Source organism: Paraglaciecola marina, assembly GCF_004360155.1.
In the GTDB taxonomy this organism is placed as follows: Bacteria; Pseudomonadota; Gammaproteobacteria; order Enterobacterales; family Alteromonadaceae; genus Paraglaciecola; species Paraglaciecola marina.
The window spans coordinates 1-13,714 of record NZ_SAIS01000045.1; the positions used below are offsets into that span (position 1 = coordinate 1).

Consider the following 13,714-nt stretch of genomic DNA (forward strand, 5'->3'; position numbering starts at 1 on the left):
ATCCATTAGCCATTTCGGAACATAAAACTAGCATGCAAGAAGCCACACATATAGTTACGCCTTACTATTTTAAAACCTCATCAAAATAGCGTAGCCAGTTTAGACCTAATATCTTTTCAATATCGCCAGTGCTATAGCCTCTTCTATCTAGAGCTTTAGCAACATTTAAGAACCTTTCTGGTTCGTCTAGTTCAGGGATCCATGCGGGCCACTGAACTTTATAAGAAGGTTTAAAGCGAGTTAGCCTCGGGGTATACCAATTTTCTTTAGTCGCACCTGTTGCTTCGAGCCCTTGAATAGCGAAATCCGAAGCAACACCTACGTGGTCAATCCCACCCACCTTAACTGCGTGATCAATATGATCGATATAGGTTTCCAATGTAGTCTCTTTTCTTACCTTTGGCCCAAGCATATAACCCAACGAAATAATTCCAACCACTCCGCCTTTATCAGCTAATGCCTTAATTTGCTTATCTGTTTTAGCTCGGGGGTGATTTCTGTGAAGCGCCTCGCACATTGTGTGATTGCATGAAGCCGGAGTTTTACTAAAATGAATCCCGTCGTCAGTGGTTTTTGGCCCACAATGCGATAAATCAACAATAATACCTAGTTCATTCATTCTCTCCACCGCTTCAATTCCAAAATCGGAAAGCCCTGAGTTGGTTCTTTCAGTAGAGCCATCTCCTAACAAGTTTCGCTGGTTATAAGTTAACTGAATCCATCTGGTGCCTTTTTCATAAAGAAGATTTATGTTGTCGATAGACCTTTCAATCATGGTTGAGTTTTGGAAGCCAAACAATACCGCGGTTTTATTCTCTTTTTTTGCCTTAATAAAATCTGCTGCAGTTGTTGCTAAAAGTAATTTATTTGGATTGTCCTCAATTCTTTGATGCCACTCATTTATAGAGTTTAAAGCAAGTTTTAGGTTGTAAGACGTAAGTGAAGTAGCGAACCCTGTATACCCTGATTTGGGCAATGCCTCAAAAGAATCTTGATTCCAGCCCTTTGGTATAACTAATCCATCAATAACTATCGATTTTCTGAATAGCTCTTCTATGTGTTTTTGATTTGAAGAATCAACACCTGATAAGGCCTTTCCTGCAGAGCTTGCGAAAACATTGCTTATCTGACTTTGGGCAAGTGCACCTATGGATAACATTTTTAAAATACTTCTGCGTTCATTATTCATTGTTTACTTTATATCCCATCTATTTAATTTAAAAATTAGGTAACCCATTAACTATATGCACACGCCAAATTGTTGATAAACTAACGGTTTCAGTAACAACATTTGCGCAAATCTTCTGCAGTAAATGAATATTAAGAATTACAATTTTTCGAAAATATACTTTGTACCCCTGCCCATTCAGTTGTTAGACACTTTAGCTTTAGAAATCCCCCCCTTGTCATAGAATAAATTTTTATCATTGTTACTTACTAATATGATTGATTTTGATTACGGAGGGGGGATAAACAGGTTTCAAGTGTCAATGCATTATAATTTACTAAATTGATGTGTATTCGTTTTGTTAAAGTCTTTTGGCTAAATACTCAGAACGGCTACCTGTCACCTAACAATAATAAGAGGCTATTTGTGAAATTTTTGTTGAAAAATAAACTGAGTTTATTAGTTACTAAATTAGTTCTAATACTCATACCACTAGGATTAGTTAGTTGTGCTAATGACTCTAAAGAAAAGGCTTGGCAAAACATTAACGAAGAGTCTTCATTTCAAATTTATAGGAGACAGTCACTTATAGGTGAAGAGACTTACAAGATAATTTCTGATCAAGAAAAAATAATTGTTACCTCCTTACAAGGAGAAAATGAAAGAGGTCGAGTATCTGGAACCGTTAGCGAGCTATATCTTACTAATACACTTGAGCCCTTATTTTATTCAAGTAAAAGAGTGAGAGGAGAGCAAAGCCAGCCTATATTTATTTTCAATGGAAAGTCTGAATCAGTCACTTTTACTGAGAAAAATTTTGACTCAGTTACAGTTAAGAAACCCGAGTTGTTTTTTCCTGTTCATAGCAACATTTCCGCAGCCGCAGAGATGATGTTGTATCACTACTTTTTAGAAAAAGGCAAACCTAAAACCATTCAAACATTTCCCCGAGGTGAGGTTACCGTCACGTTTTCAAAGCAAGATGAAGTGGTTGTTAATGGCAAAAAGGAAATGCTCGATAGATATGTTGTTACAGGAATAAATTGGGGAGGCAGAACAATATGGTTAAACCAACAAGGCGATTTGGTGGCGCTGGTAAAAGCCAACACTCAAATCAGAGAGATGGTACGCAAAGGGTATGAAGATGCTTTACAGACTTTCATTGATGGAAATGTAGAAGAGCAAATCAAGCAATTAGTGGCATACACTAAAGAAACTAAGACAGAAACAGCTCCATTAACTGCATTAGTTGGTGCGGATATAGTTACCGGCCTTAATGAAGACGTCATGAAAGACATGACTTTGATTTATCAAGGCAAAAAAATTATCGATATTGGCAAACGCAACCAAGTAGTCATTCCTAGTCATGCTAAAACGATAAACCTAGAAGGTAAAACTTTAATTCCAGGGCTTTGGGATATGCATGCTCATTCGAATCAAGTTCAGTGGGCGCCAGCATATTTAGCCGCGGGAGTAACAACCATACGTGACAACGGCAATGAAGTAGAATTTGCGACTGCATTTAGAGATGCTGTTGCCGGTGGCCTTGTTGGACCAGATATATTACTAGCAGGGATGACAGATGGAGCAGGTAAAAGAGGGAATGGCGTGATTAGAGCTAGATCACCTGAAGAGGCTCGAAGTGTTGCCCAAATGTACCATTCAAAAGGGTACAAGCAGATAAAAATATATAGCTCAATGGATCCAGATATAGCAAAAATATTGATAGATGAAGCTAAGAAATTAGGCTTGACTATTACCGGCCATATTCCAACCAAAATGCCAAGTATTCGTGCTGGAATTGAGATGGGTATGAATCACTTAAGCCATCATAGTATCTTTTTGAAAATTCTTTACCCAGACAGAGAACCATCATCATTAAAAAGGCCCTATCTGGTAGACAATAAGTTTACACAAGAGGATCTCGCAAGTGCCACTGAGTTCTTGTTAGAACATAATGTCGCCCTTGAGCCAACGGTTGCCTTAGATGTGGCGAGGACAATGGAATGGGGATCGAAAATTGAAGAGTTAGAACCAGATGCTTATAGGATTGCTTATGAACTATGGGAAAGCAAACGCCTTAGAAGCGGTCTTTCTCCAGAAGCAACTGAAAAAGGGATTAAGAATTATAAGATCGCTATGGATATAATTGGGCATTTCCATCGAGCCGGGATTCCTATAATTGCAGGCACGGATAACGTCGTACCCGTTTTTAGTCTTTGGCTTGAACTAGAGTCATTTCATAAATTGGCTAAAATGTCAGCATTAGACACTATCCGAGCCGCGACTATTGTTCCTGCACAATTGATGGGAATGGATAAACTGACGGGTACCCTAGAAGTAGGAAAAGAGGCGGATATAGCAATACTAGACAAAAATCCACTAGATAAGATTGAAAATTTACGTTCAGTATCTGCTGTTATAACCAATGGAAATTATTATCAAAGTAAGCCTCTTTTTAAAGCGGCAGATTTTAAACCTACAAGGTAATAAACCTCAAAAGGTAAGTTAATTCTTGTTAACTTACCTTTTTCATTTTTGTATTCACATCTAGCTTTAAATTTCTAACTTTAGTTATTTTCTTCTCGTCACGTTAAAAATCATTCAGCGTCTTTAGAATAATGATTTGTGGGGGGATCTTAAGCCTAGAGTGTCTATTATTCTGAACTACTTCAATTGTGTTTGATTACGAATACATTGAGGTTAATTATAAAACAATGAAAGGATAGCCCATGAGAAACTCAAAATTTTTAAAGTCCCTAATTACAGGAACTTTTATTACTATTATAGGGCTCAGCGGTAGTGTTAACGCTCAACAAAAATATGACCCAGAAGCACGATTGAAAGAACTGAAAATAACATTACCTCCAGCGCCAAATCCAGTTGCGAATTACGTAAATGGGGTGAGGACAGGCGACTTAATCTTTCTTGCAGGCAAAGGGCCTTACTACCCAGATGGCACAGAGCTGAGAGGGAAAGTAGGAAAAGATGTGTCAATCGAACAAGCATACGAAGGTGCTCGCCAAACCGCCATCAATCAAATGGCGGTATTGAAAGAAATGTTAGGTGACTTGGACAAGGTGGTTCGCGTGGTGAAGGTTCTAGGAATGGTTAACTGTGAACCCGACTTTATTCAACAACCCGCGGTAATTAATGGCTTTTCGGATCTCATAGTAGAAGTGTTTGGCGAAAAGGGAAAGCACGCCCGGGCAGCAGTAGGGATGGCTACATTGCCTCGTGGCCAATCTGTTGAAATTGAAATGATTGTAGAAGTGAGAGACTAAGTATGAAAGTTAATAATCTGTTTCACCGTTTTATTTTCTCTTTCGCATTGGTATTTATAACAAGTGCTGGGGCAGTTGAAGAAAAGACAAATACCCCCTCGTTAGAGATGACTTACTTAGGGACTGCTGGATGGATTATTAAGGATGGAGATATTACCGTTCTTCTTGATCCTTATGTATCTCGCTTGCAGCTTAAAGGTCGCGAGCTTGATGGAGATGACCGTAAAGTTTATTCAGGTGACGATGTAGGCCCAATAGATAAGACGCAGGTAGACAAACTTATTACTGATGCTGACTATATATTAATACATCACAGTCACCATGACCACTTAGGCGACGTGCCCTATATTGCAAAAAAAACCGGCGCCAAAATAATAGGCACAGAGACAACACAAAGGATCTTGTTAGCTTATGGAGTACCAAAAGAGCAAATATATGTGGTTGTCGGAGGAGAAGATTATCAATTCGAGAACTTTTCTGTGCGTGTTATGCCGTCAATTCACTCTGCTCTAAACAATAAGCTATATCATGATTCAAGCAGGTATGATGGTAATACTGAATTGAAAGCCCCACTTACAATAAATCAATTTGTAGAAGGTGGTTCACTTATGTTTCTCGCAAGGTTCAAGAATAAAACAGTGTTAACTATGGGCTCAATGAACTTCTTACAGCGTGAAATGACAGACCTAACCCCTGATATTCTGTTAGCAGGAGTGAATGGTTCTAGATTAAATATTTACAATTACGATGAGCGACTAATCGAGTTAACTGGGAAGCCCCCTGTTGTGATCCCAACCCATTGGGACTCCTTTAGTTGGCCTTATGGCTTTTCCCAAGAGGTAAATGTGAATAAAAAGCTCATTCCATTTAGAGAAAATGTTCTTAAAGTCGCACCTAAAACTGATGTTATTTTCCCGATACACTTAAAAACGATAGTTATAGACTAATCAACAGGATATTTTATGAACTTAAATAGACTCAATCTAGGTTTGGTATTTCTAGCCAGTACGTTAAATTTACTCTCTTTCTATAGCAGTGCTGCAGACAGTGAAATTAGTTATCCTAAAAGAGGAGGGGCATACCCCATTTCTGTGGAAAACTTTTTCACCGGCGGCGTAGCTTTAGGTGACTTAGACAATGATGGGGATATTGACTTAGTTGAGTCTAATGGCCGTCATTGGGCACAGGCAAACTATGTTTATTTAAATGCTGATAATAGAGGATTCAGTAGTAGAGTTAAGCTCGGAGATATCGACACGACATCCTATAGAGCAATTCTAGCAGACATTGACTCTGATGGTGATTTAGACATTATTCAACCCAATGATAGGCTTGAAAATCAGATATATTTTAATGACGGCAGTGGCAATTTCAACGTTATTAAAAGCTTCGGCAGTGTTCACTCAGCCACTCGAAGTATTACCGTCGCAGATATAGATGGGGATAATGATTTAGATGTTCTAGAAAATTGTAGAGGTACACCCAATCTTATTTTCTTAAATGATGGTAAAGGTAATTTATCTTCAAGATCTAAAAATAATGAACAATTAACCTATGGTAATTTAAAGGATAGAACACTGGCGGTTGTGGTTCATGATATGAATAACGATGGTTTTGTTGATCTAGTCCAAGCTAATCGAAACGGCGACCAAAATAAAATATTGCTAAACGATGGAAGTTTAAATTTCGTTAAATCCATAGACTTTGGATCTGGTGAGGATGATACTCGAGGCGTCGCGGTTGCCGACATGAATAATGACGGTTTACCGGATATTGTGACGGCTAACATTGGTGAAAAAAATACTGTAATTTTAAATAAAGGGAATGGGAACTTTACGATTTCTCAGCCTTTTAGTTATGAAAAAAGCAGGAGTTATGCGGTTTTAATTCACGATCTCGATAAGGATGGGGACAGTGACGTGGTTATCGCTAATGACTTAGATTACAACCAAGTATTTTTGAACGACGGCTCAGGAAAACTAACATTGCTTGCAGAAATTGGCGAAAAAGAAGATAAAACCTACGCACTTGCCGTAGGAGATATTAATGGCGATTCGCTTCCAGATATCGTTGCAGGTAATTCAGGTTCGGCTAATTATATGTATCGCCAAAAGTTAGTAACATCAAAGAAATAAACTGCTACTTCCCTTGCTATTGCCACCTCAAAAATGGGATCTAAACCTGTATTTAGATCCCATTTTGTATCTATCTTCTACTCCTGTCCTTTCACCTAACGTAGAATAGAACACCTGAATTCAAATAATCTGTATAAGTGTCTTTACACACCTTACTTTTTAAATATTTGGCAACTAGCCCCAAATATGAGGCACCCAATAAATTGATAATAATGTCAGTAACAACACTCCGATAATATTCATAAGGATGCCTGCCTTAGCCATTTGAGGTATTTTAATAAAGCCTGACGAAAAAACGATAGCGTTAGGTGGTGTTGCAACAGGTAACATAAAGGCACAACTTGCTGCCATGGCAATTGGCACACAAAGCATTAGCGGGTCTATGCCTGCCTCTATAGCAATTGCTCCCATAATCGGTAATAGAGTCGCGGTTGTTGCTAAGTTACTAGTTAACTCCGTAAGAAGCACAACTAAAAGTACTGACGCTAAGACCAACATAGAAACCCCCAATGTGCCTAGAGGAGCTAAACTATGACCTAACCATAACGCCAAACCACTATCGGCAACAGCTGCAGCCAAGGATAAACCGCCACCAAACAAGAGCAACACTCCCCACGGTAACCTTCCTGCTTCGTGCCAAGTCATAAGCTGTGGTTGATGTCTATTACCACTAGGAATGATAAATAAGAGTATGGCAGCAGCCATCACAATTCCTGGGTCAGATAGTCCCGGAATATCCCAAAAAATAGCGATTGGCTTTCGCAGCATCCAAGCGACGACAACAACTGAAAATATTATGGCCACGCGTTTTTCTGCTAAAGTCATTGGTCCAAGCTCATCTCTAAGCTTTTGTAAGTAAGCCGAGGTTTCTTTGCTTTCTGGAATATTTACTGGATATAAGAGTTTAGTTAAGGTTAGCCAAGCAATAGGTAGCAATATCATTGACACTGGAAGACCAACAGCCATCCACTCCAAAAAGCTAATTTCATAGTCATAATTTTCATTCATAAATCCAACCAACAACGCATTAGGTGGCGTGCCTACCAAAGTAGCAAGACCACCTATAGTTGCTGAGTACGCTAACCCGAGTAGCATAGCAATCTGAAAATTACTTTTTTGTTTTTCAGTTAGGTCAGGCTGATTGTCGAGTATCGTTCCCACCACAGATAGCGCGATAGGCAAAAGCATCAAAGTGGTACTTGTGTTTGTCATCCACATAGATAAAAACGCGCTAGCTAGCATAAAACCACCAATAAGCTTTACGCCATCGGTTCCGGTTAAAGAGAGAAGAAACAGAGCAACCCTTCGATGTAAATTCCATCGTTCAACGGCTAATGCCAATAAAAAACCACCTAAATATAAGTAGATGATAGGGTTTGCGTAAGGTTCGGCCGCTTCTCTTAAAGACTTGATACCAAGAGGTTCAAATACAACTATTGGAAGACAAGCAGTAACTGATACAGGTAATGCTTCTGTCGCCCACCATGCAGCCATCCACAGACTTATAGCTGCAGTTTTCCAAGCCACGGGCTCCATTATGGTTTGAGAGCCTGAAAACAACATCATTAACGCAAATAATGCTGGGCCAAGGGCTAATCCAACATTTTGATAGGTAGGCCGCTCTTCGGTTATTGCTGATGCTTGTGGATTACTATTCATAATTCTATATTTCTCTGCTTGAACCCTGTTTTACGAAGTTACTCATCTATTAACCTTTACCTTTAATAGCACTATCTTATCTAAACGAATCACATAGCCCGCACATTGACTATTTAGAGCAAATATTACTTCTCTGATATAGTTTGACACTTGCATATCAGTTATTCCCCATTACTCTGTAATTTTTTACTTCTTAATATATATCTGCCAGGGCGATACTCGTTTGCTTGAATACCTTGCTTTTGCAACATATCAATAAATGTTTTCGCGTCACCAGTTTCTATGGTTCCACTAAGATAAACATTGGGTAAATTGGTTGAAGCGATTAGAAATCCCCCTTCAACATATCTGCTGAACTCTTCAACAGCTAGGGAGAGAGGAACCTGCTTCCAAACCAGAACCCCTTTGGTCCAAGTAGGCTTTGTATTTAGATTGGGTTCCTGTTGTTCTGGATATACTTGCCCTGCGACTAACTCAAACCCTTTACCTTCAATAACGTGATTAGCTTTATAGTCATACTCTGAAAGAATGGCTTTGGCGACGGGTGGAATAACCTCTATCTGACCTGAGTATACTTGGATTTTTTTTGATGAAGGCAAATCTGCTATGTGAAAAGTAGTATGTGTTGAATGAATACTCCCGAAGCTAGTATTAACATTGAAGGGACGCGCGTCATTTGAAACATCAAAAATAACTTCACCTTTTAACAGTGTTAGTTGACGAATGTCATCGGTCATGCGTACTTCTATAAGACTATCAGTGTTCAGAGTAACGGTGGATTGATCAGAAAGCGTTATGGTTTTTTGCTCTCCTTTTACCGTAAAGTAAACATCGGGTTTTGGTTCAAAGAATATAAGTGCTAAAAATCCAATTATTAAGAAACATAAGGTCGCTTTAATACTCCAACCTGGTGCACTCCCCCTTGCACCTATTGTAGATTCAATTGTTAGTGTTTTAGCTTGAAATAAAGGAATAATATCTTCGTGATCTACTAGTACTTTGAGCTCACTCAAAGTACTTAACCTAGCCCAAACCGGGGTAAGCTCTTCATAAGCTTTAGCATTTATGGGATCACTCTGGAGCCATTTAGCAAAATCACGATGGGTTTTTTTAGTTACTTCTTCTGAGTCTAATCGGGCAATCCATAGTGCTGCTTCATCAAGCTTGTCGTCTGGGATGTTATCTACAACCCATTCGTATATTGTCATGAAGCCGTTTTCTTGATCGTCGTTTCGGTATCGCTACCTTTCTTAATAGACTTAAATAGTAGGTGTGTGTAGCGAACTCCTTTGGCTAAATGCTTTTCAACGGTCCCTATAGAAACTTGTTGGCGTTCTGCGATTTCTTTATAAGAGAGCTGTTCAACATGCCGCAATATGAAAGTTTCTCGACATTTTGGAGGGAGGGTATTAATAGCTTCAAGTACCTGCTGAAGATCTTGCTGAGCTTCAATTGCGTTTTCTATATTAGCAGGCTGACCTTGGCCTTCTTGAACCTTTATGGTATCGATGGCTTTTTGCTTATTTTTATTACGTCTAAACTCATTTAACGTAATATTTTTCGCAGTACTGTACATATAAGCTTTGAGATTAATCACATTATTAATCTTATCTGTAGATTGTGCTCGTATTAACCTTTCACAGGTATCTTGAACAATATCTTCGGCTTCAGCCGCATTTAATGACATTCCACGCAAAAACCTGAAGAGTCCAGGTAACGCATCTATGATGAGTTTATCAAATTTATTATTTTTATTAAGCATGACAACTGTTTTATTTTTATACCGCAACTAGCGGACTATTTTTCAAGCAAGGACTCTAAGCGCAGTATTTTTACTGGATATTAAAAGTAAATTCAAGAACAACTTTAAAATTAAAATCAAATTCAATGCAAACAAAAATTTCTAATTTATTTTTTTATAGGTGGGGGGTAAGCCTTTTACATGTGTCTTACTTATGCATGTTAATTGAATTTTTATGCACTTACTGAGGCATATAAAACCTTTCAACTGTTTAGGTTAAATAAAAATAATAAGTTCTGGAGGCACATAAAGTGGTATTTAAAAAAAGTTTACTCTGTAAAAGTATATTAGTAGGAATGTCTTTAACGGCATTTCAACTGAAAGCGGCTGAAACCTCTAATGGGGAAGAAGTTGGTAACACTGAAAAAATTGAAGTTACAGGCTCTAGAATAAAACGAACAGAATTTTCTTTACCTGTACCGGCACAATCTCTCACCATAGATGATTTAGAAGCAATCGGCGCGAACGAACTTAGCGAGGCAATCACAGAGATTCCAGCGGTAAGCCCAGGTATCACTACTGAAACATCACAAAGTAGTGCCCAAGACAGTGGCCTTTCAACCATTTCCTTAAGAAACCTTGGTTCGGAGAGAACCTTGACCTTAATTGATGGTAGAAGAACCGTAGGTAATACTTCAACTGGAAGTACGGTTAGCTTATCGACTATTCCTGATGCATTTGTTGAGCGAATAGAAGTCATTTCTGGAGGAGCTTCTGCGCTATATGGCTCAGATGCGGTTACTGGTGTGGTTAATATTATCACGAAGCGCAATTTTGAAGGGCTCACCTTTGACTATCGCTATGGTACATCTGAAGAAGGCGGAAATGATGAAAAAGGCATAGAGATTGCTGCTGGTGCCAATTTTAATGATGACCGCGGCAACCTGATGTTTGCTTTTGAATGGGATGAAGAAACAGCTATCTACGAACATCAACGTAGTAAAATGATAGATCCCCGTACAGTATCAACGTCTTCTGAAAGCCCCGATGAGTTTACAGAAACCCTGAGCACTCATATTTTAGGTGGCCTTTTTCCTGGTAACTCTGGAACAGCAGCAGATCCTAGCAGTGATTCACAATATTGGTTCTATGATAACGGTGGTACCGGAGAGCTAACTGAAGATTTTAATCGTTCGGAAGATGGGTATTTTGCTCTAGGGCCAGAAACTGCATCAATTCCTAGAGAGCGATTTTTATTGGCAAGTCACTTAACATTTGACTTGACTGACGACGTTGAGCTTTTTGCTAATGCCCATTATTCAACTGTCTACACTTACTCAAATCGAACTCCTGATACAGCAACCTCAACTCGACTGTTTGAAGACTTTCCGCTTTATTTATCAGACGGGGTCACTCCGCACCCTTATGTTCCGCAAGAAATCTTTGATGATGCTCTTGAACTTGGTAATGACTCCATCGCTTTTCGTCGCAGATGGGCAGAGCTAGGCAATCGTTATCGTGACGCCGACAATGACACATTACGAATGTGGACAGGTTTAAGGGGATACTTTGCTGATACATGGTCATGGGAATTAAACTATGGCTATGGCGAATGGCGTCGGTCCCAAACCAAAGCCGGCGATTTACTTGTGGCAAACTACCAACAGTCTATCGATGTTGAATATGTCGATGCGACCGACACTTCACTAGGACTGCAATGTGCGAATGAGTTTGCCAGAGATTCTGGTTGTGTAGCCTTGGATATATTCGGTTTAGGCGCGGTAACAGATGATGCTGTTGATTGGCTTAAATTAACAGATAAGTTATTAGCAAAAAATGAAACAACTACGGTTAGTGGCTGGTTAACTGGTGACCTAGTTGATTTATGGGCTGGTCCTTTATCTATGGCAACAGGTTTTGATTACCGTGAAGAAAAAAGTCAAACCCGTTGGGATAACATTAGTACTTCAGGCGGAAGTACAGCCACTCAACAAGTAGACCAAACAGGGCAACAAGAAGTTACTGAAGTATTTGTAGAGTTAATCATGCCGTTGGTTGAAGATACCTTTTTTGCAGACTATATTTCGGTTGAAGGCGCTTACAGGGTAAGTGATTATTCAACGGTTGGTAGCATAAGCAGTTGGAAATTTGGTGGTTCATGGGTCCTAAATGATCAACTTACATTCCGTTCTGTTATTGCCGAAGCAAATAGAGCGCCGAACAACATCGAATTATTTAGCGTAGGCTTGGGTAGTCAAGGTGGTCTAGATGACCCTTGTGATTTAGTAACAGCGACGTCAACTCAGTCTTATGCAGATACTTGTCGACAAGATCCAAACGTCGCCTCAATTATCGCATCAGAAGGCATATTCGAAGATGACTCTAACCAAGTGCAACAACCAACATTTGGTAATGAAGGCTTAGGTGTAGAAACGGGTAAAACCTTCACTGCCGGAGTTGTTTACTCTCCTGACTTTATTCCAAACTTAACTGTCGCACTAGATTATTATGATATTAGAATCGAGAATGCTATCAGTGAAATAGAAGCAGAAGATATTTTACAGCTTTGTTATTCATCAGGAGATTTTAATTCAACTGAGAGCTGCAGTATTCCAGTAAGAGATGTTACTACAGGCCAACTTACAGAAGTTTCACAAACATCTTTGAATACCGATGAGTTGAGAACCAAAGGTTATGATGCAACCTTCTCATATAATTTTGACGGTGAAGATATTGGTCTACCGGGCTCTTTTAAAGTTTCGGGAACTTATAATATTATTAAAGAACTAGAAGAGGAGTCACCTGTACCAGGTACTAGTGAAACTTTCATTAATGACGAGCTTGGCTTATTAGGTTCCCCTGATAGAACAGGACGATTCTCTGTCAGCTGGAAAGATGGGCCACTAAAAGTATCATGGAGAACCCTATATATTGGCAGTATGTTAAATGACAATTATGCTAGAGACCGTCTTAACGCTTGTCATGAGTATAGTAACTGTAGTGATAAAATAAATCTGTTTATCAGAGACGTGACGACTCATAACTTACGTATTTCTTATAAAATAGAAGACGTTTTGGGTGGCGATCATAATTTGTACTTTGGTATAAATAATATCACCAATGATCAGGGCCCTAATTTATTCGGAGATGGGAATGTTGGTGAAAACCATAGCTCATTGCATGATTTGACAGGTCGGTTCTATTATGGCGGTATCAAAATAACTTTCTAAGTAATAAGCCAAATTAATACTTTATTTAACATAAAGTTTAAAAGAAACTAATCTTTTTTATTAAAGCCCTTTTTTAAAAGGGCTTCTTTATGTAATAAAGTAGGTGAAGCTCATCAACTTGATGAATAATCCACGAATATCAGTATAACAACCGACCAATTTACTTTTTTCACTCGGCGGGTTGACTCACTTTATTAAGTTAAAAATGATTTGTGCCCACTCCAATACATTAGTTTTTCTATACAATCTTACAATGTAAATTTTACACCACCTTCCATCTAGAACGCATATTTAGAAAACCAGAATACAAATAGTTCTTTTAAATACAGCAACTTAACTTCATTCACACTAACGGCTTAGTAGTTGCAGCTGTCTTATTTGTAATATTATCTCAATCAAAAAGGAGTAACAGATGTCTAGTACTCAAGCTAGCCTCAGGCTCTACTATCTCGCCTTCAGAAATGGGCGGTCATCAAAAGATTGCATTTTAACGTTTA

General features: G+C 38.8%; 9 protein-coding genes. 5 read left to right on the forward strand and 4 right to left on the reverse strand.

The window, feature by feature from the left end:
- Window positions 1–64: 64 nt before the first annotated feature.
- Window positions 65–1,189 carry a dipeptidase gene (locus tag EOK74_RS20470; protein WP_205964774.1) on the reverse strand — a complete coding sequence of 375 codons (1,125 nt, stop codon included), beginning with the start codon at window positions 1,187–1,189 and terminating at the stop codon, window positions 65–67.
- A 405-nt stretch (window positions 1,190–1,594) separates the two neighbouring features.
- Between EOK74_RS20470 and EOK74_RS20475 the strand changes: the two genes are divergently transcribed.
- From EOK74_RS20475 to EOK74_RS20490, 4 genes are all read left to right on the forward strand, one after another.
- Window positions 1,595–3,658 (forward strand): amidohydrolase family protein, encoded by a 2,064-nt coding sequence (locus tag EOK74_RS20475; RefSeq protein WP_166638814.1) that lies wholly within the window; start codon window positions 1,595–1,597, stop codon window positions 3,656–3,658.
- A gap of 242 nt (window positions 3,659–3,900) precedes the next feature.
- Window positions 3,901–4,452 carry a RidA family protein gene (locus EOK74_RS20480; RefSeq protein ID WP_133471987.1) on the forward strand — a complete coding sequence of 184 codons (552 nt, stop codon included), beginning with the start codon at window positions 3,901–3,903 and terminating at the stop codon, window positions 4,450–4,452.
- A gap of 2 nt (window positions 4,453–4,454) precedes the next feature.
- Window positions 4,455–5,399, forward strand: a complete 945-nt coding sequence (locus EOK74_RS20485; protein WP_133471988.1) for an MBL fold metallo-hydrolase — start codon at window positions 4,455–4,457, stop codon at window positions 5,397–5,399.
- A gap of 15 nt (window positions 5,400–5,414) precedes the next feature.
- Window positions 5,415–6,587: an FG-GAP repeat domain-containing protein gene (locus EOK74_RS20490; RefSeq protein WP_133471989.1), complete on the forward strand. Its 1,173-nt coding sequence runs from the start codon at window positions 5,415–5,417 to the stop codon at window positions 6,585–6,587.
- Between the two features lie 174 nt (window positions 6,588–6,761).
- Here EOK74_RS20490 and EOK74_RS20495 read toward each other — a convergent pair whose 3' ends face one another.
- The 3 genes from EOK74_RS20495 to EOK74_RS20505 all read right to left on the reverse strand — a co-directional run bounded on the left by EOK74_RS20495 (window position 6,762) and on the right by EOK74_RS20505 (window position 10,008).
- Window positions 6,762–8,246 carry an SLC13 family permease gene (locus tag EOK74_RS20495; protein ID WP_133471990.1) on the reverse strand — a complete coding sequence of 495 codons (1,485 nt, stop codon included), beginning with the start codon at window positions 8,244–8,246 and terminating at the stop codon, window positions 6,762–6,764.
- 161 nt (window positions 8,247–8,407) lie between these two features.
- Complete coding sequence (locus EOK74_RS20500) at window positions 8,408–9,454, reverse strand: FecR family protein (protein ID WP_133471991.1); 1,047 nt, start codon at window positions 9,452–9,454, stop codon at window positions 8,408–8,410.
- Window positions 9,451–10,008, reverse strand: a complete 558-nt coding sequence (locus EOK74_RS20505) for an RNA polymerase sigma factor (protein WP_133471992.1) — start codon at window positions 10,006–10,008, stop codon at window positions 9,451–9,453. Before EOK74_RS20505 ends, EOK74_RS20500 begins: the two co-directional genes overlap by 4 nt.
- Before the next feature lie 290 nt (window positions 10,009–10,298).
- On the opposite strand from EOK74_RS20505, the gene EOK74_RS20510 reads away from it, so the two are divergent.
- Complete coding sequence (locus EOK74_RS20510) at window positions 10,299–13,217, forward strand: TonB-dependent receptor plug domain-containing protein (protein WP_133471993.1); 2,919 nt, start codon at window positions 10,299–10,301, stop codon at window positions 13,215–13,217.
- The last annotated feature ends 497 nt before the right edge of the window (window positions 13,218–13,714 follow it).